Genomic DNA, 23,522 nt, shown 5'->3' on the forward strand with positions numbered 1-23,522 from the left:
TTCTACATCTACCTCAAATGTATTGCCATAAAATCTTAGTTAAGTAATGGTTACACTATAATAATTAGGAGCTAATAGATGCTTAAAACACCTTTGAAAATCACAACAACGTTACTCAAATTTACTGCAATTGCAGGCGCTTGCACACTTGCATTATCAGCACATGGTGAAACGCAATTACAATATACCGACCAACAAAAGTTACACGATATAGCAAGTGAAGTGTCGGCTACCCGTATCGGTAGTGACATTCAAACGCTGGTGGATTTTGGTACTCGCCATACGCTTTCAGAGACTAAATCGGATACGCGAGGTATTGGTGCGGCTAGGCGTTGGATAAAAAAAGAATTTGAAAAAATATCTGTGCAGTGTGGTGGTTGTCTGGAAATTATTGAAGTAAAGGACACTATATCGGGCGAAAAACGCATTCCTAATCCTGTTGAAGTGGTTAACATAGTGGCTATTCAACGTGGGTCGAGCGAGCCGAATCGCATGGTGATGATGTCGGGTGATATAGATTCACGTGTAAGTGATGTTATGGACTTTACGAGTGATTCACCGGGTGCTAACGATAATGCATCGGGCGTGGCAGGAGTAATAGAAGCAGCTCGTGTTTTAAGTAAATACAAATTTAATGGTTCGGTAGTTTACGCGGCGCTTTCGGGCGAAGAGCAAGGTTTGTTTGGCGGTAAAATATTAACGGCTTATGCACAAAAGCATAACTGGCAAGTTCATGGCGTTTTAAACAACGATATGATTGGCAATATTACCGGTATTAATGGGGTAACTAATAACACGACTGCACGTATATTTTCAGAAGGTACCCGTGTTGTAGAAACAAAAGAACAAGCTAATACTCGCCGCTTTACAGGTGGTGAAGTCGATTCTGCGAGTCGTAATTTAGCTCGCTACATAGATACTATCGCTGACAGATACATTCCTAATTTAGATACAATGCTTGTATATCGATTAGATAGATTTGGTCGTGGTGGGCATCATCGCCCATTTAATGATGCAGGTTTTGCAGCAGTGCGTATTATGGAAACTAACGAGCACTACGATCGTCAGCATCAAGATTTACGCACTGAAAATGGTGTTGAGTATGGCGATACCATTGAAGGTGTTGATTTTGATTATACGGCTAAGTTAACTTCACTTAATGCGGTAACGATGGCGTCTATGGCGTGGGCACCCGCACCGCCAAAAGAAGTTAAAATAAAGGGCGCTGTTACAGCTGATACGTCGTTTTCATGGCAACAAAGCAGTGATGAAAATATTGCTGGCTATAAAATTTATTGGCGTTACACGAGCGAGCCGCAATGGCAGTTTAGTAAATACGTTGGGAAGGTTTCACAGTACACACTTAAAAACGTAGTGATTGATAATTATTACTTTGGTGTAGCCTCTGTTAGTAAAGACGGTATTGAGTCTCCAGTAGTTTTTCCGGGTGATGTAGGTTCGTTTGATCACAATATAAAATAATAGTTTGGCTAAAAACACAGCAAACAGAGCGCTTTAAGGTGCAAATGACCGTTTTATACTTGCACCTTATTTACTAAGCCCTTAGAGTGTTAAAAAAGAAGTAAAAGGTTATTAAAAATGCAACAACAAGAAAAAAAGCCGTTAACAGCAAAAGAGCAAGTTATAACTGATGAGCAAAGAATGCAGTGGCAACGCGAATGTTTTCAAGCAGCGCAAAAACATTTAGCCGAAAAGGGCATTATGCCAAAATCAGTAGTTGATAAAGACAGCCGATTTTTAGCACCACTTTGTGCAATGTGGAAATTTAAAGCGCAAAACGGTAAAACATATTGGGTAGTAACAGGGCGCTTACCTACAGATCATGCTGAAGTAAGTGCAGCTACAGATGCTCGCGATGCAATGCGTTATTTTTCTTTGCAGTGGCAATTAAAAGCGGATCAAATTATGAGTACAGGCGCGCGTGATAAAACGCAGGTAGATTTTGCTAACTTACTTATAAATAGAGCACATGGCTTGTACGAAATGTATGATAATGAACCGCTGTGGGCAAATGAACCAAAGTAGCTACAGTTTGGGTTAAGTAAAAAAAGTAGAGGGTGATAGCTTATTTATTGCCCTTTTCTTTATCTAATGGACAAGTGTGAAGGGAGTTGTATTAAACGCCGAAACAGAGCATTGCATACGTTGCCTAGGAATTCCCGCCTCCATAAAAACATTTCCTTGCTGAATAAAGCCATTTCGCTTAAAACGCTCTACCTCATTTAAAATACAATTAATGCTTACTTCTTCTATACCTTGGTTGGAAGCTAATTCAACAATAAAGTTGAGAAGCGATTTATATACTTTGCGATTACGGTGCTCAGGTAATACAGCTATTCTGCCGATTAAGCCATCTTTACATAATCTACCCGTTGCTATTGGGCAGTTTGCATCGTCTGTTACAAGTACATGTAATGCAATTTTATCTAGGCTATCAAATTCGATATGCTTGGGGATATGTAACTCATAAACAAAAACTCGCTCTCGAATTTTTTGTAGCATATCTTTTTTTATATCCCACTCAACCTTATCAACCAGATAGCCCATTGCAAACTCCTATTGATAGCCAATTAAAATGAGTAAGCAATCACAGCAAAATTATTTAAGCCAATATCAGATGAAAATTAAAATTTTTAACTAACCTGTATACATAATATTTTACGCTGCAAAATGCTCACCATTATTAATAAAATTGGTATTATTACTCTTGGTCTATATTAAACCAAAGCCCCTCATTAACAAGTGTAGTAAAAGTTTGAGTAAAAACTAAACTTGGGTTTGTTAAATTTAATGATGAACTTTCAAATTCAGTATTATCGGTAAGTAGTTTTACCGCCGCTAAGTCAGTTAATGGCATAGCGTAATTTTCACCGTTTACACTTAATAACACTTCGGTATCGAGTTGCTGATAAATAGCACGCGTGCCACCTAAACGCTCAAACACAGTTTCTTCATCACTTAAATCATCGCTTATTTGCTCAGGTGTAAATGGAGGTTCTACTGGTGCTAAATCCATTTCATGTTTGGGCTGACTAAGCGTTGAGCCTAACCATTGTTTAAATAAATCGTCATTTTCTAAAAGTGCCGCCATCAGTGTTTTAACTTTATCAACTTCAAGGTTTGTAAGTTCACCTTTTGATTTTCTTAGTGTGATGTTGTGATCGGTATAACGTTTTTGTCCGCTTTCGGTATCAATAATATGATCGGCAAAGCTCGACAATAAATCTTGTTGATTTGGCGCCCTAAAACCAACTGAATAATTTAATGCGTTTTCTACAGCGTAACCTTCGTGAGGGCACCCTGGTGGAATATACAAAATATCGCCTGGTTCTAATATGCAATCAATTACGGCTTCAAAAGGTTCAACTTGCAGTAACTTTTTGTTTTGAGCAAACTGTTTAAGTGTTGGATCAGGGAGGCCTACACGCCAATGACGTTTACCTTCGCCTTGAATAATAAATACGTCGTATTGGTCTAAATGTGGACCAACACCACCATTAGGCGTTGAATAGCTGATCATTAAATCATCTATGCGCCAGTTGGGAATAAACCTAAATGGTTCTAGCAGTTGTGCAGCATCGCTATGCCAGTGATCAACTGCTTGCACGAGTAAAGTAGAGTGATCGTCGGTTAACTGCTCAAAGTCTTCAAATGGACCTTGGTGCGTTTGCCAGTCATTTTTATGATTGGTGATAATACGTGACTCTATGCTTTCTTCCATTGCTAGGCCGGCCAATTCATTAGCATCAAGCGGGTCTTGAAAATCAGCAAAACCTTGTTTGATTAAAAGCGGCTTTTTTTGCCAAAAATGGCTTAAAAACTCTTGCTCAGACAAATTATTTATTTTTAATTGATACATACATTATGCCTACTAGTTAGTGCTATGGGGTTAAAACAAAAAAAGCGAAAGGATGATCCTTTCGCTTTTTAAAAGAGCAATTTAGTTTTTAAACTAAATCATCAATAAACTCAACAGCACGACCAATGTAATTAGCAGGTGTTAGTTTTTTCATTTCTACTTTAGCGTGCTCTGGAAGGTCTAAACCATCGATGAAGTCAGCCATTATTTCTTTGTTTACACGTTTACCGCGTGTTAAATCTTTAAGTTTTTCGTATGGCTTTTCAATACCATATTTACGCATAACTGTTTGAATAGGCTCGGCTAGCAATTCCCAGTTTTGATCAAGCTCGTCAGCTAAACGTTGCTCGTTTACTTCAAGCTTGCTTACACCTTTAAGTGTTGATTGGTATGCAATAATTGCATAACCCATACCTACACCTAGGTTACGTAATACCGTTGAATCAGTAAGGTCACGCTGCCAGCGAGAAACGGGTAATTTTTGTGCAAGATGAGCAAAAATAGCATTTGCTAAGCCTAAGTTGCCTTCTGAGTTTTCAAAATCAATTGGGTTAACTTTATGTGGCATTGTTGATGAGCCAATTTCGCCAGCAATTGTTTTTTGCTTAAAGTGATTAAGGGCAATGTAACCCCACATGTCACGGTCAAAATCTAACAATATAGTGTTAAAACGTGCAATTGCGTCAAACAACTCTGCAATATAGTCATGCGGTTCAATTTGTGTAGTAAATGGGTTTAGTGTTAAGCCTAAACTTGATACAAATTTATCTGCATGTGTATGCCAGTCGTAATCAGGGTATGCGCTAAGGTGTGCGTTGTAGTTACCTACAGCACCGTTAACTTTACCTAGCATCTCTACTTGTGCAATTTGCCCGCGTTGACGCTTTAAACGCATATATACGTTAGCAAACTCTTTACCCATAGTTGATGGTGTAGCAGGTTGTCCGTGCGTACGAGTCATCATTGGGATTGTTTTGTATTCAATTGCTTTAGCTTTAATTGCGCTTAAAAGTTCATCGCAATAAGGAAGTAAAACATTTTTACGCGCTTCGCTTAGCATTAAACCATGAGATAGATTGTTAATATCTTCTGAAGTACAAGCAAAGTGAATAAATTCGTTTATTGCATGAAGCTCACTGTTATCGGCTACTTTTTCTTTTAGTAGGTATTCAACCGCTTTAACATCGTGATTTGTAGTGCGTTCTATATCTTTAACGCGTTGTGCATCAGCTTCACTGAAGTTATCTACAATGGCGTTTAGAAGTGCATTAGCTTCTTCGCTAAATGCAGGTACTTCTTTAATATCGCTTGCTGCAGCTAACGCTTGCAACCAACGCACTTCAACAATTACGCGGTATTTGATTAAGCCAAATTCGCTGAAAATACTGCGTAGTTCAGTGGTTTTGCTGCCGTAGCGACCATCCACTGGAGAGATAGCCGTTAACGCTGAAAGCTCCATAATAACTCCTAAATTTTAGTTTGAACGATAGTTAAATTTTTGTTTTAGCAATAGCGAGTATTTTTCTTTTTGCAAAGAAAAAGTGACGGCGTTTACCGCCCATTTGTCGCCATAATACTGCACTTCTAATGCCGGCTAATAATAACGCACGGATTTTATTTTGAGTGAGCTGCTGTTTTAATAACTCGGGTTTGCCATAAACCTGTATTCGGTGCCCAAGGGGGCTCAGCACCGACGAGTATATATCTGCTAAACCGGCAACAACGCTCTCATCGGTAATAGCAAAGTGGTCTAAACGACGATGAATATCATCAATTCGTTTACCTAATTCGTTTAAGCTTTTGCCGTTTGCACTTAGTGCTCGCTCAAGCTGCATTAAACCACCTACGTACTTTACAATTTCAACATCTTTTTGAGCGCCTGCGGTTAGCTGCGCCATTAATGTTTTGTAACCATCACGTAAGTTGTCAGTACCTTGGTAAACATCTTCTGGCGATGCCGGAGATGTTTGAATAATACTTGAAAGTAAGATTTCTAAATCATGTTCGTTATTGTTGCCGTACTGGGCAATTTTTTGAACTTGTTTAGCAGCCTGGCACATGGCGGCAAGCGCCATGACTTGGTGTTCATTCATTACTTAATCACCGAATCAATAATACCGCCACCTAAACAGATATCTTCTGCGTAAAATACGGCAGATTGACCAGGCGTCACTGCTTTTTGTGGCTCGTCGAACAATACGCGGGCCATGCCGTCTTCACCTACAAGTAGGGTACAGCTTAAGTCTTCTTGGCGGTAACGCGTTTTTACTGTGCAGCGAGTTGTGCCTTTAGGGCCAATACGGTCTACCCAGTGAAGTTGGTTTGCGTTAAGACCGTTGCTGTATAGGCGAGGGTGATCTTTACCTTGGCCCACAATAAGTACATTTCGCTCAAGGTCTTTATCTACTACGTACCAAGGCTCACCAGAACCTTCTTTCATACCACCAATTAACAAGCCTTTGCGTTGTCCAAGTGTGTGGTACATTAAGCCTTCGTGCTCACCTACGTTGTTACCGTCTGTGTCTTCGATAACGCCAGGTTGTGCTGGTAAGAACTTTTGTAAAAAGTCTTTAAATTTACGCTCACCAATAAAGCATATACCTGTACTGTCTTTTTTATCGTGAGTGATTAGGTCTTGTTCTTCTGCTATGCGGCGTACTTCTGGTTTTTCGATATCGCCTACAGGGAATAACGTTTGGCCAATATGTTCATGGCTTAGAGTATATAAGAAGTAGCTTTGATCTTTATTGTTATCAAGTCCGCGACACATTACGTATTTGTCATCGCGAAGCTCACGGCGAACATAGTGACCCGTTGCAATAAAGTCAGCACCGAGTGCTTGAGCAGCAAATTCTAAAAAGGCTTTAAATTTAATTTCTTTGTTACACATTATATCTGGGTTAGGTGTACGACCTGCTTTGTACTCAGCTAAAAAGTACTCAAATACGTTGTCCCAGTATTCTGCTGCAAAGTTAACAGTGTGAAGCTCAATGCCTAACTTATCACACACTGCTTGTGCATCTTTTAAGTCATCAGCAGCAGCACAGTATTCATCATTGTCGTCTTCTTCCCAGTTCTTCATAAACAGGCCTTCTACTTGGTAGCCCTGTTGTTGTAATAAATATGCAGATACAGAAGAATCAACACCGCCGGACATGCCAACAATGACTTTAATGTGACTATTTTCGCTCATGAATAATTTCGCTTATACAGATTGCTGTTAACTTGGAAAGGCCGCGATTATAGCATGTATTTTGTTTGTGCTTAAAGAGACTAAGGGCGCAAAGAGGGGAATTAGTCAGTATTTTATTTATATAACAAATAGCAAACTAGACTTAAGCGCGTTATCAGGCTGTAACTTTAGTAATATTAAAGTGATCTTTACTAATAAATTAAGACTATAGAATAATTCATGTAGTTATTGAGTTTTATTAATAGTATTTTCTTTTAAAACTACTAGAGTAAATATACACTTAATAAAATAAAAATAGTGGTGAGTATATGAATGTAAACCACTTTAAGTCGCTTGATATATAGTCAATGGAATGAATATATGAATTACGCCTATCAAATAAACAAGATAAATTCTTTAGTTGAACACTACACAAACGAATCTGATTTTGTGGATAGTGAATTACTCTCCAGTAAAACGACAGAGTTTAAAAAGTCAGCCTATCACCTTTTTTATGAGTTAATAAAACTCAAAAACCCTCACATTTTCCAAGAACCAAATCATGTACATGAGTTATTTAGCTTAATTAAGGGCTCAACCGCTAAAAAGAACATTGAGCTAAAGGTGCTTGAGCGTGTAGAGCATTGGTGGCTTGAATGGTATTTTGCTTTAGAAATGGACGAAAAGCTTAGTATTGAAAAAAGTGATATGCCAATGAGTTACTTACCTCAAAGTACGCTCAACCCTATGCGCAAGCATGAGATAAGTCATTACGCTAGGTTATTTACCGTTTTGCCAATGCCGGTATGTAATGTGTGTGCTAAAACGGGTGATATTTTAAAAGTTAATCAACGCTTTGTAGATGTTTTTGGTTATACGGTAGAGGATGTACCTAATCTTAAATCGTGGTGGGAAAAAGCGTATCCAGATCCGCAATATAGAGCACTTGTAAAAGATCTGTGGCAAGACTCACTTGAAAAGGCGCTAAATAATAATAACGATATACCCGCAAATAACTATCGAGTTTCTTGTCGTGATGGTTCACAAGTGATGATGGAAATTTCAGGAATTGATATAGGTGAAGAGTTTTTAGCTGTTTTTAATGATGCTACAGAGCGTTTAGAAGCAGAGGATATACTTAGGGATATGGCCTTTTTGGATGCATTAACCAAAATTGCAAATAGGCGTCGGTTTGATGAAAAACTAACGCATGAGTACGAACGAGCAAAAGAATGCGAAGGCATGCTATCGATGATTATTATCGATATTGACCATTTTAAACAATTTAATGACCGGTATGGGCATGTAGCGGGCGATACGTGTTTATATGATGTGGCTCAAACAATTGCTTCAACGGTTAGTCGCCCAGAAGATTTTGTTGCTCGCTATGGGGGAGAGGAATTTGTTGTTTTATTACCTCAAACCGATAGGCAAGGGGCGTTGTTTATAGCTGAGCAAATACAAAAAGCTGTAGAAAATTTAGCTATTGCACACCAGGATAGCTTTACCGGATTTTTATCTATAAGTATGGGTATTAATACCATCAGTGACTATACAAATAGTGATGAAATTAGCTTTGTTAAAGCCGCTGATAACGCCCTGTATTATGCTAAAAAACAAGGGCGTAACTGCATAGCGCTAAGCTCCGAGTAAATAAAATAGAGTTAATTATTTTATTTAAGCTACTCCCCAATATAGCTAATTATAAATAGTTTCTAGGCTTAATACTGGTCGATTCAGGCTGTCGTTAATACACTTCAATACTAAAGGGCTTCTAAGCGGTAGTGATTTTATTTGCTCTAATGTGTACCAGTTAGCGCTGATAATGTCGGTATCTATTGGTGTTGGCGCTTTTATATTATCAGGCGCTTCAAATAAAAAGCAGAATCGTAAATAGTGCACTCCATTTTCGGCATGCAAATTATACACACCTAAAAAGCCGACTGGCTCAAGCGCTAAGCCTGTTTCTTCAAGTAGTTCTCTGCTTGCAGCTTGTGCAAGAGTTTCGTTTTGCTCTAAATGACCCGCAGGTTGATTGTAACAAACCTGCTGTGTAAATTTATCGCGCTCTTTTACAAGTAAAAACTCATTTTGCTTTTTTACTATTGCCGCAACTGTTACATGCGGTTTATGCATCAACTACGCCCTTAATTACTTTGTATTCACCACAATTAATATCATCCAAGGTATAGTTGCCAATGCTATAACGAATGAGGCGAAGTGTAGGGTGTCCAATATGCGCGGTCATTCGGCGAACTTGTCTGTTTTTACCCTCGTTAATGGTAATACTTAACCAAGTAGTCGGGATTGCTTTTCGCTCTCGTACAGGCGGATTACGCGTCCAAATTGTAGGTTCATCAATTATTTTAACGTTAGCGGGGAGTGTAAGCCCGTCTTTAAGTTCTACGCCATTACATAAATCATTAATTGATTCACTTGTTGGTTCACCTTCAACTTGTGCCCAGTATGTTTTATTCGTTTTTTTATCAGGTGCAGTTAAGCTGTTTTGCAATTTCCCACAGTTTGTTAAAAGTAATAAACCTTCACTGTCTCTGTCTAATCTTCCTGCTGCGTAAACCTCTTTAATAGGGATGAACTCAGCGAGAGTTTTTCTGTCTGCGTCATCCGTAAATTGGCATAGCACATCAAATGGTTTATTGAATAACACAATTTTTCTGTCTTTAGATGCTATTTGCGGCTTTATCTCTCTTTTACCTGAAGGCGTTTTGTTAAGTGCACTGCGTGAATAAGTACGCCCTGTACTTCTTTTTGGCTTGGATTCAGTTACTTGATTATTGCCTGATTTAGATCTCATTATATGCACCTAGCTGGTTTTGGTAATCCGGCGATTTTTGTTGCTTGCTTAGCAGGACCTTTAGGGAATAATTTATATAAATAAAGGCTGTTTCCTTTATCTTCACCGAGTGCTTTAGCCATTGCTTTTACAAGCATCCGAATTGCTGGGCTGGTGTTATATTCAATATAAAAATCACGAACAAAGTTAATGACTTCCCAGTGTTGAACGCTAAGGGTAATGTTTTCTTGGATAGCAATTACAGGTGCAAGCTCCTTTGACCACAAAGTATGGTCAAGCAAGTAGCCTTGTTTGTCGGTTTCAATCTGTTGGTTGTTAAATTCAAGCATGAGTTACCACGTAATTGATTGATTAGTTGATAAAGTGAGTGCTACAAAGTCTTCATAGCTAATGGCTTTATCGTTACCTGTTAATTTTATTGCACGTACTTGCGCGTCTTGTTCAAGTATTAACAGTGTATCTGCAAATTGCCTAAATTGTTTTTTTGCAAAGCAGGCATCACCAACAAGTAGCACGTTATCGTCTGATAAAATTAAGTTCTCTAGCTGATTAGCCGAATAATAGTTAAGCGGCTTAGAAAAAATATGTAATGTACTCATAAATTCACCACATGTTGCTGCGCTTTGATTAATGTTTGTTGTTGGCTAAAGTTGAGTGCTTTTGCCTCTATGAGTAAATCATGTTTATTTAAACCATAATCAAGCAATGACTTTTCACACACGTAGATGTTTTCAACATCATAGATTTCGAGTGTTTTAATGTTTTTAAAAAAATCTTTTAAGCCAATATTGTTTGGTTGTTGATGTTTTTTTAAAGCCAAAACGGCGGGGCCGCTAAACAACCAACTCACATTTTGGTCAACGGCAGCAAATATCAATGTCATATCAAGTGCATCACGAATATTTAAATCGTCAAATGGACTGCACTGACTCATTACTAATACGTTTATCATTTAAATTGCACCCATTTATCAGCGTCGCTTGCAAGCATTGCAAATTCAGCTAGCCCTGCGACTGCAAATACACCTGTGTTTTTAATATCTAACCCGCGTTTTTCAGCGGCGGTAACACACAGCATTAAATTTAGTTTTTGATCGGCGAGTTCCTGCCAAAGTGCTGAAATTTGAAGTTCGTCTGAGGATAAATCAAAGTGGGTAGATGCATGATAAATACCTTGCTGGTATAAAAAAACAGCATCAATGGTGTGCCCTTGGGCTAAACATGCATTCGCAAACTTAACTAACCTTTGCGTTGTATCGTGATCGGATGGTGGTGTATGTAATGAAAGAACGAAACGTGACAAAACAATTCCAATAAAAAAGCCCCAATTAAGGGGCTATTTTAACAGAACTATTTAATTAGTCATCACTTGCGCCAAGTAGAGCAAGTAAAGACGTAAATAAGTTATATACGCTTAGGTATAAAGACACTGTTGCGCGAATGTAGTTGGTTTCGCCACCATTAATGATTCGGCTTGTATCGAATAAAATCAAACCAGACATGATCAATACAACTGCCGCATTAAGCACCATAAACATAAGTGAACTGCCAACAAAAATATTAACAATGCTAGCTACAATCACAACGATTAAGCCAACCGTTAAAAAGCCACCCATAAATGAGAAGTCTTTTTTAGTGTTCAGTGCATAAGCAGATAAACCAAAAAAGATAAGCGCCGTAGAACCTAACGCTTGCATAATAAGCATTGGGCCATTAGGCATTGCAGCATAATGGTTAAGCAATGGACCTAAGCCTGCCCCCATTAAACCTGTGAAAGCAAACACCCAAAATACACCAGATGCTGTATCTGCTTTTTTATTTACAACAAATAATAAACCGAACGAAACAAGTGTAAACACAATTCCCATAAAGTAAGGTAATTGTAGTGCCATTGAAATACCGGCTGTAACAGCACTGAATGCAAGTGTCATAGCTAGTAAAAAGTAGGTGTTTTTAAGTACCTTGTTTGTTTCAATGGTAGACATTACCGGTTTCGCGGTATTGTACGATTGATTAAACGCCATTGTAGAGCTCCTTTAAGTGAAACGTGTGTGTTTCGATAATTTAACTAAAATTAGATTACCAACTCTTATATGTTTGGGCAAACCTTTGTAGATCAATAGAGTTAAATATTTAAATAAAAGAGTATTGACGGCTAAATTAAAAACACTTTGTTCTAACTTTAGACAAATTAATTGTTTTTTAAGCACTTAAACAATTAATTCAAAAAAAAGCTTCACAAAAGGGATGGGTTTCCCTATTATGCAGGCCGTGCGGAGAGATGGCAGAGTGGTCGAATGCACCGGTCTTGAAAACCGGCATGGGTTTATAGCCCATCTAGGGTTCAAATCCCTATCTCTCCACCACTTATTTAATAAGTGTGTGGTAATTAAAGTATCATTCATTTAAATAGTTATTAGTACACTCTTACTTTTAACTTAGCAGTATCGGAGAGATGGCAGAGTGGTCGAATGCACCGGTCTTGAAAACCGGCATGGGTTTATAGCCCATCTAGGGTTCAAATCCCTATCTCTCCACCATATAACAAAATAGCCCGCTAATTTAGCGGGCTTTTTTGTGTTTGGAACAAAATCAGTGCACTTATACCAATCCGCAATAATACTTAATCATTTTGCGGGGCTAAACGTGTCGCTCCCTGCGTTAAAAAATTCTCATTTAGAACAACTAATAGCGGATTTTTTGCCTAGCTATCAACACGTTTTTCCGCCCTCAAAATAGACCACTTAATTAAGCGAATTGGTATTACATGTTTTATCTCTCATTAGTAAAATCTTAAAAGCAGATAGAATTGCTCACACACCATCTTCTGCTGTTAAATAACGTTGATGTTCTCTTCCTTTTTTTGTTTTTAATAAAACTACCATCACAAAAATTTTAAATGAGTTGGAATGCACATATTAATGTGTGCTATTTTTAAACATTGGTGGATTAAAGGTATGCAAAATAGGATGTTGTGGCTCAAAGATGATCTAGATTCGAGAAAGTTAGTTGTATATCGTGCCGTCATGTTTTCGTTTATAGCGCTTTTTGTACTTTTTGTATTTCAACCTTTTGGCACTTCAAGCGATACCGAGTCTTACAAGTTTCTGCGGCTTTTTGGCTATGGGTTAGTAACCTTTTGTGCTTTGCTATTGTCAGGATTCATAGAAATAGTGTTACTTAAGTTTAAGCTAAGTAAATTAAGCCGTTTAATTATTATTCCTGTCACATATATTTTAATTACTGCGTTATTCAATCATGGGTATTTTGTGGTTGCTGTACTTGGGTCTTGGCATTGGCAGAATCAATTACTTTTTGTAGGGTATATTTTTTGTATTGGTGTATTTCCTCTTATTTTTTTACTTGTGGTAAATAGGCATGTAATAGATTTAACTAAGCCAAGTACAGTTAGCGTCGTTCAAGAGCAGTTGAGAGAAGTTGAATTAAAGACAATTACTCTTAAAGGCGATAATAAAAACGACGAAATTAACACGGCTCATCACCATATTTTATTTATTAAATCTTCAGACAACTATTGTGAAATAACAATACTGGAAGGAGCTTCAACTTCACGTAAACTATTACGTGTATCTCTTAGCGGTTTATTAAAGCAGCTTCCAGAAAATACAATTATATTACGATGCCACCGTTCTTATGCGGTCAACCTGCAAAACATTCAGCACTACAGTGGTAATGCTGGAGGGTTGCAATTATCGCTGCATACAATTGATATTAAAATACCGGTGTCTCGTTCTTATGTAAAAGTAATAAAAGATGCTTTGTCATTAATCCCAAAAACATGTTAATCCCCCCTAAAACATGGGCTTTATACCTCGTCTTGTAATTGAGACCTAATAAGTCGCTTTGTATTTTTACTATTGCGAAGATTAAGTTGAAATTTACAACTTAACGAGGAAAGTAGATATGAAATACGCTATCAAGGCACTTGTAATAATTTCTATATTTGTATTTTGCCACTATGTAATGAGGCAGTTTTGGGGAGAAGGTTGGTCTAGCTGGTTGTCTGAACTTGATAATCTAACTGGCATTTTATTTACCCCCGCTAAATATACTTTTTTATATGGACCGTTAGTTATTGCGGCTATTATTTTGTTTAAACAAAGTGAGCCTTTTGAATCTATAGGGCTTAATTCTTCTGGTTTTATTAACTATGCACTCGCAGCAATTATTTGTTGTGCTCCTATGGCAATAGGTTATGGATTTTTGAGTGATGAACTTAACCTATCAATACCAGCAATAATCACCGGCTCAGTTTATGCGGGTTTTTTTGAAGAGCTAATTTTTAGGGCTGCATTGTTTGGTGTTTTATTTAAATATTGTAGATGGGGCTTTGTGCCTGCGGCATTGATTAGTTCAGTAATATTTGGCCTGGGCCATATTTATCAAGGTAATGATGCGATTTCTGCATTGATGGCGGTTGCGATCACTACTGTAGCAGGTACATGGTTTGCGTGGCTATATTGTGAATGTGGTTATCGTATTTGGTTTCCTATGTGGATGCATATTTTTATGAATGCAGCTTACGGAATATTTGGTATGTCGGGCGGCGCAGCAGGTGATCTACAAGGTAACTTATTTAAAGCAACAGCCATTGTGTTAAGTATTGTGTATGTTGAGATGCTAATTCGACGAGGAAAGCAGCGCGAAGTTACATTATCAAAATTATTTCAATGCACTAAAAGTGGCCTTTATACGCAACAAGCTTACTTAAATTGATTGGGAAACGACCATGCTAGAACTATTTATTGTAATAATTATATTTAGCTCACCCTTTTTGATTCTTACTATTACTAAACGTTATTTCACCTATAAAACTACAATAATGGCAGCGCAAGTAAAATTTAATGGACTGAATAATAATAAGATAACAAAATTAGAGGAACAAAGAGCGATGTTGAACAAAAGATTGGCAGTGCTAGAGGAAATAGTAACATCTCGCCACTTTGAGTTATCAAATAAAATAGCTCAGTTATAAGCACTTTGATAAGTATGACCCAAACGTATGAGCCTATTAATTTATTAATAGGCTCATACTGCAATAAGGTTTATTTTTAATCATAAATTACGACCATAGTCTCTATTTCTAAGCTTTAGATCTTGGTGCATGCTTAATACATTAAAATTTATACTCTGTATTAAGGATTATTAGATGAAACATCAACTCGCAAAAAGCGTCGCGCTTTCATTATTGTCCCCGGTAATTATTGGCAGCTTGTTAGGATTGTATTATGCACTAACGCTACAGGGTGATTTCTTATCCGTATTTTTTCAACTGTTGATGACTGCTATCTCAAATGCACATATTGTAGGCTTAACGATGGCGGCCTTTGTTGTGCCAGGGTATTTACTAATGTTTAAGTATTCTAAAGTTAATTATTCAGGTGTATTAACGCTTGGTTTGTTAGGTGGCGCTATATTTAGTTACTTATTAAGTGCCTCAACTGGCGAGATATTTTTGATTAATAGTGTTATGTCAGCATTTGCAGCCGGACTGTTTTTATTTGGTCTTCGCAAATCGGTAAAAAAATAATCGCAGCATTATTAACCAAGCACGCTGATAAACGGTGCGATTTCCTTTTTTTTACCTCCAAAAGGTTCCAATTTTTCACGACAAAGAGTACCTTTAGCTACTGTATGTTTAATAAGAAGTAGTTTGGTATGCAAAAGCACGATTTTTACCAGTCATTAGTTAAGCAAACTGAATCGCTGATAGCTGGTGAATCTAATGTAATTGCCAATTTGGCAAACATAAGCGCGCTGTTATTTACCTCTTTAGAAGATGTAAATTGGGCGGGCTTTTACTTTATGGATTCTCCTACTGAATTAGTACTTGGTCCGTTTCAAGGTAATCCTGCATGCATCCGTATTCCCGTTGGGAAAGGGGTATGTGGAACAGCTGCGGCAACCGCTGAAACACAATTAATTGAAGATGTTCACGCTTTTGACGGGCATATAGCCTGCGATGCAGCGTCTAACTCTGAAGTAGTTGTACCTATCATGAAACATGGTAAAGTATTCGCAGTACTAGACATTGATAGTCCAAGTATTGGCCGATTTGATGCTGATGATAAAGCTGGCCTTGAAGCATTAGTGAAATGCTTAGAGGCGAGCCTGTAATGAAAGATTTGCTAAATGTTCAAGACTACCTATTTGCTGTGCAAGATGTTGGCGACTGGGAAGGCGAAGAAGAGCATGTAGCGGAAACGCTCAATGATTTAATTCATATTGCATGGGATCGTCTTCCAGATGATTCAGAATGTGAATTTATTGATGAAACAATTAATGGTATTTGGGAACACCTTCGGGGTGATATGGCTGTAATAGAAGCCGATTTCGAAGAGTTGGTCGACTGGGTAACACACTACGTCGATTCGTCCCTTGATGAAAAGATGTGAAAAATAGGTTCTAAAATGGAAACCACAAACAAGCTAAAAGATATTAATGAAGTGTTGGAATTTTTATATCAAGAATTCCCACAATGTTTTAAACAAAAAGATGGCATCAAGCCGCTTAAAGTAGGTATTTTTAAAGATATTGCTGAGCGTATTGAAGGGTCTGAAAAAGTAAGTAAGACTCAAGTTCGTCAAGCGCTTAGAAAATACACGTCTAATTGGCGTTATTTAGAAGCTGTGACAAAGTCAGAGTTTCGTATTGATCTTGATGGTAATCAAGGTGAAAAAGTTGAGCAAGAGCATATCGACCATGCACAAAAAGCATTGGAAGAAAGCCGCGCTAAAATGGCAAAACGCAAAAAACAACAGCGTCCTCGCCAAGATTCTGATTCTAAATCTTTCAAGAAAAAACCAGCTCATGTTAGCAAAGCAGGCGATAAAAACGCACCTGCAGCTAACAAACCTGCTAAAGCAGCGCCAGTTAAACGTTCAGGAAAAATTGAACCTTTACCAGCAACTGAGGTCAAGGTTAATAATAAGGTTAAGGTTAAACTTGGCCAAGCACTTGTAAATGCAGTAATCACTGAAGTGAACAAAGATGACGTTCATGTTGAATTAGTGACAGGTATGCAAGTTAAAACCAAAGCTGACAGCTTATACATCGTTTAAGTTGTAAATAAATTAAGGAGTTGTGTATGAGTAAAAAGTTTACGCTCATTCCGTTAGTTGCTGCCCTGTTTTCAGGTTCATTATTTGCTGCTGTAGAAGCCGTTACAATTGACGATTTACCCCAGCTTAAGCAAGAGAGTCAACATGGTACTGCTAGCAAACGAGTGGCCAGCTTATTTGCTCGTTCACACTATACACCGGTTCGATTTAACGATGAGCTTTCTAGTAAAGTGTACGATCGTTATATCGAATCCCTTGATTTTAATAAAAGCGTTTTCTTAGCCAGCGATATTGCTTCTTTTGAGCAATATCGTGATGACTTTGATAACGCTATTACTACCGGTAAATTAGACTTTACGTTTGATATTTTTAACTTAAGTCTTAAACGCCGTTTTGAACGTTACGAGTATTCACTTACTTTACTTGAAAAAGAAATGACGTTTGATAAAGAAGATGAATACTTTTTTGACCGTGAAGATTCAGCATGGCCTGTGTCACAAGCTGAGCTTGATGAAATTTGGCGTGAGCGTGTAAAGTACGACGCACTGCGTTTAAAAATGACGGGTAAAGATTGGGAAGGCATTAAAGAAGTGCTGACCAAACGCTATAAAAATGCAGAAAAACGTTTAGTACAATCTAATTCAGAAGATGCTTTTCAAATTGTTATGAATTCGCTAGCACGTAGTATTGAGGCGCATACATCTTATTTATCGCCACGTCGTGCAGAGCAATTCAAAATGGATATGGATTTAGAGCTTGAGGGCATTGGTGCCGTACTAAGCCCTGATGAAGACTACACTGTTATTCGCAGCTTAGTGCCGGGAGGCCCTGCAGATAAAACAGATCAAATTAAAGCTGATGACCGCATTATTGGTGTTGCCCAAGATGGCGAAGAATTTGTAGACGTAATTGGCTGGCGTTTAGATGACGTAGTTGATTTAATTAAAGGTCCTAAAGGGACTAAAGTACGTCTACAGTATTTAAAAGGTGTTGACGCTCACGGCGCACCTAAAGTTGTTGAAATCACGCGTGATAAAATTCGACTTGAAGATAGAGCGGCTAAATCAGAAGTATTTGAAGCCAAATACTCTGATTTAACAAGTAAAGTTGGCGTGATTGAAATTCCAGGCTTTTACAATAATCTTTCGAAAGATGTAAAAGTTGAGCTGGCTAAGCTTAAAGAAGAAAAAGTTGATGGTATTATTATCGACTTACGCCAAAATGGTGGTGGTTCTTTATATGAAGCAACACAACTGTCTGGTTTGTTTTTTGACCAAGGTCCAGTTGTTCAAATTCATACCTTAAATAACCGTATTGAAGAGCAAAAAGATCGTGATGGTATAACTTATTACGACGGTCCTTTAACTGTTTTAGTTGACCGTTACAGTGCCTCTGCTTCTGAAATATTTGCAGCAGCTATGCAAGATTATGGTCGTGCAGTTATTATTGGCGAGCAAACTTTTGGTAAAGGTACAGTACAGCAGCACAAAGGCTTAGGCCGCGCTTACGATTTATACGATAATGCGCTGGGTAGCGTACAATATACGATTGCTAAGTTTTATCGTATTAACGGTGGTAGTACGCAACATAAAGGTGTGATCCCTGATATTTCGTTTCCATCAGCAATTGATCCTGCAGAGTGGGGCGAAAGTAAGCAAGATAATGCACTTCCCTGGGACAGCATTGTTAAAGCGAAATACAAAAAATTAGGTAATTTAACACCTATTATTACATACCTTGAAAAACAACACGAAGTACGAATTAAATCAGAGCCAGAATTTGGTTATGTATTTAATGACATTACCTTATACAACGAAGAGAAAGATCGTAAAACTATCTCTTTAGTTGAAGCTACGCGTATTAAAGAAAAAGATGAAGGTGAAGCACGCGCACTTGTACGTACTAACGAGCGTCTTAAGCGTTTAGGTAAAGATCCGGTAGAAAACTTAGACGATTTACCTGAAGTAATTGAAGAGCTTGACCCATTTTTGGAAGAAGCTGCATTAATTACTCAAGATTATATTAATTATGGTCGTATAGCTAAGAAGTAACAACTGGTTTTACCTCTATAAAAAAGGCGCATTAGCGCCTTTTTTACTACCTAAAATTTACTAAATTGTTATAATATTTGATTACATAAAGTTGAGCTAGATCAATCATGCTCAATTAATGCGCTTTACGTGCTAAAAATAATAATTAAACACACAGTAAGTGTGTCTAGGAGTCTCTACTTTGAAGCTATTGGATGACAAACCAATCAAGCCCGCCTCGTTTTTTGATGCATTAATTCCTATCTCTGTATTAATTTGTTTACTTGGTGCTGCAGTTTACTTATTTGGTGATAACTCTTCATCAGGCCCTAACCAAATTGCACTTTTATTTGCTACTTTTGCAGCGGCTTTAATTGGGCTTAAAAACGGTTATACATGGAAAAAATTAGAACAAGCCATGATCGAAGGTATAACGCTTTCACTTGGCGCTATCCTAATTTTACTTATGGTAGGTGCGTTAATTGGCACTTGGCTACTTTCTGGAACTGTACCAACTTTAATTTATTATGGCTTGCAAGTTATAAACCCAAGTTGGTTTTATGCAGCGAGTTGTTTAATTTGTGGCATTGTAGCTATGAGTATAGGTAGTTCTTGGACTACTGCCGCTACGATAGGTGTTGCTTTATTAGGCGTTGCAACGGGTCTTGGACTTGAACAAACAGTTACAGCAGGCGCTGTTATATCTGGTGCGTACTTTGGTGATAAGTTAAGCCCGCTGTCAGAAACAACCAATCTAGCGCCAGCAGTTGTAGGCGCTGATTTATTTGAGCATATTCAACATATGCTGTGGACGACAGTACCAAGTTTTGTAATTGCACTGATTATATTTATATTCATGGGCTTTAATGCAACTGCTTCAAGCGAAGCGGGGCGTATTGATGAAATAACGGCTATTTTACAGCAAAACTTTAATATTGGTTTTGAAATGCTAATCCCGCTAATTGTACTTTTAGTTTTAGCGATTAAAAAAATGCCAGCCTTTCCTGCTATCTCTATCGGTGCTGTTGTGGGCGCTGTTTGGGCCATGTTGTTTCAATCTGATTTAATTGCTAGCCAAATTGATGTTTCTCAAGGGCAGCTAGTTGGCTATTTTAAGCTTGTTTGGACGACGTTTTTTGATGGTTTTAGCATAAGTACAGGCGATGACAAAATGGACTCACTACTCAGTGGTGGCGGTATGTCCGGAATGCTTACAACCACATGGCTTATTATGACTGCACTGATGTTTGGTGCCATTATGGAAAAAACAGGCCTTTTAGATATTTTTGTTAAAAGCATACTTAAAATAGCTAAAAGTACGGGATCGTTAATTGCGGCAACAATAGCAACGTGTATTGGTACTAACGTGATAGCGGCCGATCAATATATTGCAATTGTTGTGCCTGGTCGTATGTTTAAAGATGAATATGAAAAACGTGGTTTGAAGCCTGTTAACTTATCTCGTACATTGGAAGATGGCGGTACAATTACCAGCCCACTAATTCCATGGAACACGTGTGGCGCATATATGCAAAGCGTTTTACTAATAAATCCTTTTGATTATGCACTCTACGCTTTCTTTAACTTAATTAACCCTGTTTTAGCGGTGGTTTATGCCTACTTGGGCATTAAAATTTTACGTATTAAGCCAAAACAATCCGCCTAATTTTAAACAGCTCCTTTTAACTTAAAAGGAGCTGTTTTGGAGTATCTATGACTGAATCAAGTAAACCTCAAGCACAATATCTTAAAGACTATAAAGCTCCTGATTTTTTAATTGACCACACAGAGCTAACCTTTGACTTACAGCCATTATCAACCAAAGTAAGCTCTTTGCTAACGCTTACTCGTGTTGGTGATAAAAAAGCACCTTTAGTGCTTGATGGTATTGATTTACGCTTACTGTCTTTATCTATTGATACGGTTGATATAACTGATTATGAAATTATTGGCGAGCAGCTAATAATTAATAACCTACCGGATAGTTGTCAATTAAGTATTGTGACCGAGATATCGCCTGAGACGAATACTTCTTTAGAGGGTTTGTATTTATCAGGTGGCGCGTATTGCACGCAGTGTGAAGCGCAGGGTTTTAGAAAGATCACCTATTACATGGATCGCCCTGATGTACTTGCCACGTTTGATGTAACTATTATTGCCGATAAAAAGTATCTACAACTTCTTTCTAATGGTAATCAAGTAGACAGTGGTGAAACACAAGATGGTCGTCATTTTGTGAAATGGCAAGACCCATTTAAAAAGCCGAGCTATTTATTTGCACTTGTAGCGGGCGATTTTGATGTTTTAAAAGATACGTACACGACTAAAAGCGGCAGAGATGTAGAATTAGCATTGTTTGTTGATAAAGGTAATTTATCTAAAACCCCCCATGCTATTGCCTCACTCAAAAAGGCAATGCAGTGGGATGAAGAACGCTTTAATTTAGAGTATGACCTTGATATTTATATGATTGTAGCCGTCGATTTTTTCAACATGGGCGCGATGGAAAATAAAGGGCTAAACGTTTTTAATAGTAAATGCGTATTAGCTAATCAAGAAACAGCCACAGACAAAGACTACCATACGATTGAATCCATTGTAGGGCATGAGTACTTTCATAACTGGACAGGTAACCGAGTTACTTGTAGAGATTGGTTTCAGTTATCGCTAAAAGAAGGGTTGACTGTATTTAGAGACCAAGAGTTCAGTAGTGATTTAGGCTCTCGTGCACTTAACCGAATTGATGCGGTCAAAGTTATGCGGACGCATCAGTTTAGCGAAGATGCAGGCCCTATGGCTCACCCAATTCGCCCTGAGAAAGTTATTGAAATGAATAACTTTTATACAGTAACTGTATACGATAAAGGTGCTGAAGTTATCCGTATGATGCACACATTACTGGGTGAAACTAACTTTCAAAAAGGGATGACGCTTTACTTTGAGCGCCACGATGGGCAAGCAGTTACATGTGATGACTTTGTAAGTGCGATGAGCGATGCATCAGGTGTTGATTTAGAGCAATTTAAACAATGGTACAGCCAATCAGGTACACCGCGTTTAAATGCAATTCAAGAATTTGATAGCAGCTCAAATACATACACTTTGACAATCGAGCAAACAGCGCCAGCTAATCAGCCAGAGAATAAAAAGCTTCATATACCTTTTGCTATTGAACTACTTGATGCCAATGGACAAAGTATTGCTCTGCAATATAAAGGTAAAAAGCTAGATCATGTACTCGATGTAACTAATGCGACTCAAACATTTAGCTTTGATAATATTTTAGAAAAGCCTGTTGCGGTTTTACTCGAAGACTTTTCTGCACCTTGTATTTTAAACCAGCAAACAACAGAGCCTGAACTATTGCATATTATGCGTTTTGCGCGCAGTGATTTTTCACGTTGGGATGCACAACAGCAGCTATTCATTAAGGCGATTAAATCTCAAATCACCGATGCAACGAATAGCGTATTAAGCAGCGAAATTATAAATGCGCTACGTGTACTTATAAACACCAAAGAGGGCGATTTAGCTTTAATTGCAGAGCTGTTTAAATTGCCGAGTTTTGACACGTTAGCTGCTGAATTTGATGTAATACCTGTAGATGACATTATTGAAATAACAGAAAAGTTTGAGCAACAAATTGCTGATGAACTTGCTGATGAGCTTCTTAGTTGTTACGAATCTCTTGAAGATGATGGCAGTATAAGTGCAAGCGCTGTTGCGAATCGTGCTTTAAAGCAAATATGTCTGCACTACCTTGCTAAAACACAAAGTCCAGAAGCTGTAACCTTTATTAAAGAAGCTGCAAGCTCGACTAATATGACTAATGTACTTGGTGCCCTAAGCGCTGTGGTAAAAGCTTCACACCCTGTTAGAGATGAGCTTTTGAGTCATTTTGATAGTCAGTGGCGTCATGATGTTTTAGTCATGGATAAGTGGTTTGCACTGCAAGCTATGCAATCAGGCAGTACTGCTATAGATGATATTAAGGCACTTTACGAACACCCGTGTTTTGATTTTTCAAATCCTAACCGTGTACGTGCACTTGTAGGAAGTTTTAGCCACTTTAATACAGCACAATTTCATCGAGCAGATGCTCAAGGCTATGCGTTATTAGGTGATTTATTAATAAAACTTAATGCAATTAATCCACAAAATGCATCGCGTATGCTAACACCGTTTATGTCGTGGAAGCGTTACGATGATGTACGCTCACAAGCAATGAAACTGCAATTACAGCGCTTAGCCAATTTAGATGGCCTAAGTGCTGACTTGTATGAAAAGGTTGAAAAAGCGCTCGCATAAATGATTGAGTATTATTTTACCTTAAGATTGAGCTATAACGAGTGCATGGATTACTACCATGGCCGTTTTAGCTCTTTACAGGTTGTAGAGGATGGCGGTAAAACAATTCGTTTTGCTGCTACGCATTTGAGGCCCTTCATTTCGAGCTTGGGTGTACGTGGCCGTTTTAGACTCTTATTAACCCCCGAAAACAAGTTCATCCGCCTAGAGCGAGTGGCCTGACGCTCGGTTTTTAT

26 protein-coding genes and 2 tRNA genes are annotated in these 23,522 nt (G+C 38.0%); 16 read left to right on the top strand and 12 right to left on the bottom strand.

Annotated features, from left to right (window positions below; translation table 11 throughout):
- Nucleotides 1–78 precede the first annotated feature (78 nt).
- Both CXF64_RS03015 and CXF64_RS03020 read left to right on the top strand, forming a co-directional pair.
- Nucleotides 79–1,482: a M28 family peptidase gene (locus CXF64_RS03015; RefSeq protein ID WP_101216239.1), complete on the top strand. Its 1,404-nt coding sequence runs from the start codon at nt 79–81 to the stop codon at nt 1,480–1,482.
- Nucleotides 1,483–1,599: 117 nt separating this feature from the next.
- Complete coding sequence (locus tag CXF64_RS03020; RefSeq protein WP_007580192.1) at nt 1,600–2,046, top strand: DUF4826 family protein; 447 nt, start codon at nt 1,600–1,602, stop codon at nt 2,044–2,046.
- 63 nt (nt 2,047–2,109) lie between these two features.
- On the opposite strand, the gene CXF64_RS03025 is transcribed toward CXF64_RS03020, so the two are convergent.
- The 5 genes from CXF64_RS03025 to mnmA all read right to left on the bottom strand — a co-directional run bounded on the left by CXF64_RS03025 (nt 2,110) and on the right by mnmA (nt 7,073).
- The gene (locus CXF64_RS03025; protein ID WP_101216240.1) at nt 2,110–2,568 is read right to left on the bottom strand and encodes a GNAT family N-acetyltransferase; all 459 of its coding nucleotides are present in this window, start codon (nt 2,566–2,568) and stop codon (nt 2,110–2,112) included.
- A gap of 154 nt (nt 2,569–2,722) precedes the next feature.
- Nucleotides 2,723–3,880, bottom strand: coding sequence for a ribosomal protein uL16 3-hydroxylase (locus CXF64_RS03030; RefSeq protein ID WP_101216241.1), 1,158 nt, complete (start codon nt 3,878–3,880; stop codon nt 2,723–2,725).
- Between the two features lie 88 nt (nt 3,881–3,968).
- Nucleotides 3,969–5,339: an adenylosuccinate lyase gene (gene purB, locus CXF64_RS03035; RefSeq protein ID WP_024589170.1), complete on the bottom strand. Its 1,371-nt coding sequence runs from the start codon at nt 5,337–5,339 to the stop codon at nt 3,969–3,971.
- Between the two features lie 31 nt (nt 5,340–5,370).
- The gene (gene hflD / locus CXF64_RS03040; protein WP_101216242.1) at nt 5,371–5,973 is read right to left on the bottom strand and encodes a high frequency lysogenization protein HflD; all 603 of its coding nucleotides are present in this window, start codon (nt 5,971–5,973) and stop codon (nt 5,371–5,373) included.
- Nucleotides 5,973–7,073 (bottom strand): tRNA 2-thiouridine(34) synthase MnmA, encoded by a 1,101-nt coding sequence (gene mnmA, locus CXF64_RS03045; protein WP_007580201.1) that lies wholly within the window; start codon nt 7,071–7,073, stop codon nt 5,973–5,975. The genes hflD and mnmA overlap by 1 nt, the downstream gene beginning before the upstream one ends.
- A 360-nt stretch (nt 7,074–7,433) precedes the next feature.
- Between mnmA and CXF64_RS03050 the strand changes: the two genes are divergently transcribed.
- Entirely contained in the window at nt 7,434–8,705 is a 1,272-nt protein-coding gene (locus tag CXF64_RS03050; RefSeq protein ID WP_101216243.1) for a sensor domain-containing diguanylate cyclase, read from the top strand.
- A 45-nt stretch (nt 8,706–8,750) separates the two neighbouring features.
- Here the strand turns inward: CXF64_RS03050 and CXF64_RS03055 are convergent, their stop codons facing one another.
- Genes CXF64_RS03055 through CXF64_RS03085 form a run of 7 tightly spaced genes read right to left on the bottom strand, consistent with a single transcriptional unit; the run spans nt 8,751 to nt 11,890 of the window.
- Nucleotides 8,751–9,188, bottom strand: a complete 438-nt coding sequence (locus CXF64_RS03055; RefSeq protein ID WP_024592558.1) for an NUDIX hydrolase — start codon at nt 9,186–9,188, stop codon at nt 8,751–8,753.
- A complete protein-coding gene (locus tag CXF64_RS03060; RefSeq protein ID WP_101163788.1) occupies nt 9,181–9,867 on the bottom strand; it encodes a pseudouridine synthase in 687 nt (228 codons plus the stop codon). The genes CXF64_RS03055 and CXF64_RS03060 overlap by 8 nt, the downstream gene beginning before the upstream one ends.
- Entirely contained in the window at nt 9,867–10,196 is a 330-nt protein-coding gene (locus tag CXF64_RS03065) for a TusE/DsrC/DsvC family sulfur relay protein (RefSeq protein ID WP_007580207.1), read from the bottom strand. Before CXF64_RS03065 ends, CXF64_RS03060 begins: the two co-directional genes overlap by 1 nt.
- Nucleotides 10,197–10,199: 3 nt before the next feature.
- Nucleotides 10,200–10,466 (bottom strand): DsrH/TusB family sulfur metabolism protein, encoded by a 267-nt coding sequence (locus tag CXF64_RS03070; protein ID WP_101216244.1) that lies wholly within the window; start codon nt 10,464–10,466, stop codon nt 10,200–10,202.
- Nucleotides 10,463–10,819: a sulfurtransferase complex subunit TusC gene (gene tusC, locus CXF64_RS03075; protein ID WP_007580210.1), complete on the bottom strand. Its 357-nt coding sequence runs from the start codon at nt 10,817–10,819 to the stop codon at nt 10,463–10,465. Before tusC ends, CXF64_RS03070 begins: the two co-directional genes overlap by 4 nt.
- Entirely contained in the window at nt 10,816–11,169 is a 354-nt protein-coding gene (gene tusD / locus CXF64_RS03080; protein ID WP_101216245.1) for a sulfurtransferase complex subunit TusD, read from the bottom strand. Before tusD ends, tusC begins: the two co-directional genes overlap by 4 nt.
- A 55-nt stretch (nt 11,170–11,224) precedes the next feature.
- Nucleotides 11,225–11,890, bottom strand: a complete 666-nt coding sequence (locus CXF64_RS03085) for a Bax inhibitor-1/YccA family protein (protein ID WP_007580214.1) — start codon at nt 11,888–11,890, stop codon at nt 11,225–11,227.
- A 251-nt stretch (nt 11,891–12,141) separates the two neighbouring features.
- Here CXF64_RS03085 and CXF64_RS03090 point away from each other — a divergent pair.
- The 13 genes from CXF64_RS03090 (at nt 12,142) to CXF64_RS03150 (ending at nt 23,508) form a co-directional block, all read left to right on the top strand.
- Nucleotides 12,142–12,232, top strand: a tRNA-Ser gene (locus tag CXF64_RS03090).
- Nucleotides 12,233–12,315: 83 nt separating this feature from the next.
- Nucleotides 12,316–12,406 (top strand) — tRNA-Ser (locus CXF64_RS03095).
- Nucleotides 12,407–12,775: 369 nt separating this feature from the next.
- Complete coding sequence (locus tag CXF64_RS03100; RefSeq protein WP_232783783.1) at nt 12,776–13,672, top strand: LytR/AlgR family response regulator transcription factor; 897 nt, start codon at nt 12,776–12,778, stop codon at nt 13,670–13,672.
- Between the two features lie 118 nt (nt 13,673–13,790).
- Nucleotides 13,791–14,603, top strand: a complete 813-nt coding sequence (locus CXF64_RS03105) for a CPBP family intramembrane glutamic endopeptidase (RefSeq protein ID WP_101216247.1) — start codon at nt 13,791–13,793, stop codon at nt 14,601–14,603.
- A 13-nt stretch (nt 14,604–14,616) separates the two neighbouring features.
- Complete coding sequence (locus CXF64_RS03110; RefSeq protein WP_101216248.1) at nt 14,617–14,862, top strand: hypothetical protein; 246 nt, start codon at nt 14,617–14,619, stop codon at nt 14,860–14,862.
- A 174-nt stretch (nt 14,863–15,036) separates the two neighbouring features.
- A complete protein-coding gene (locus CXF64_RS03115) occupies nt 15,037–15,417 on the top strand; it encodes a hypothetical protein (RefSeq protein WP_007586920.1) in 381 nt (126 codons plus the stop codon).
- Between the two features lie 128 nt (nt 15,418–15,545).
- A complete protein-coding gene (locus CXF64_RS03120) occupies nt 15,546–16,004 on the top strand; it encodes a GAF domain-containing protein (protein ID WP_007586917.1) in 459 nt (152 codons plus the stop codon).
- Nucleotides 16,004–16,282 (top strand): hypothetical protein, encoded by a 279-nt coding sequence (locus tag CXF64_RS03125; protein ID WP_002961910.1) that lies wholly within the window; start codon nt 16,004–16,006, stop codon nt 16,280–16,282. Before CXF64_RS03120 ends, CXF64_RS03125 begins: the two co-directional genes overlap by 1 nt.
- 15 nt (nt 16,283–16,297) lie before the next feature.
- Nucleotides 16,298–16,948: an RNA chaperone ProQ gene (gene proQ, locus CXF64_RS03130; protein ID WP_101216249.1), complete on the top strand. Its 651-nt coding sequence runs from the start codon at nt 16,298–16,300 to the stop codon at nt 16,946–16,948.
- A 26-nt stretch (nt 16,949–16,974) separates the two neighbouring features.
- The gene (prc, locus tag CXF64_RS03135; RefSeq protein WP_007586913.1) at nt 16,975–18,999 is read left to right on the top strand and encodes a carboxy terminal-processing peptidase; all 2,025 of its coding nucleotides are present in this window, start codon (nt 16,975–16,977) and stop codon (nt 18,997–18,999) included.
- 181 nt (nt 19,000–19,180) lie between these two features.
- Complete coding sequence (nhaC, locus tag CXF64_RS03140; RefSeq protein ID WP_007586912.1) at nt 19,181–20,644, top strand: Na+/H+ antiporter NhaC; 1,464 nt, start codon at nt 19,181–19,183, stop codon at nt 20,642–20,644.
- A gap of 47 nt (nt 20,645–20,691) precedes the next feature.
- Nucleotides 20,692–23,286 (top strand): aminopeptidase N, encoded by a 2,595-nt coding sequence (pepN, locus tag CXF64_RS03145; protein WP_101216250.1) that lies wholly within the window; start codon nt 20,692–20,694, stop codon nt 23,284–23,286.
- Nucleotides 23,287–23,508: a DUF2835 family protein gene (locus CXF64_RS03150; RefSeq protein WP_010552655.1), complete on the top strand. Its 222-nt coding sequence runs from the start codon at nt 23,287–23,289 to the stop codon at nt 23,506–23,508.
- The last annotated feature ends 14 nt before the right edge of the window (nt 23,509–23,522 follow it).

This window comes from Pseudoalteromonas sp. GutCa3 (assembly GCF_002836155.1).
Taxonomy (GTDB): domain Bacteria; phylum Pseudomonadota; class Gammaproteobacteria; order Enterobacterales; family Alteromonadaceae; genus Pseudoalteromonas; species Pseudoalteromonas arctica.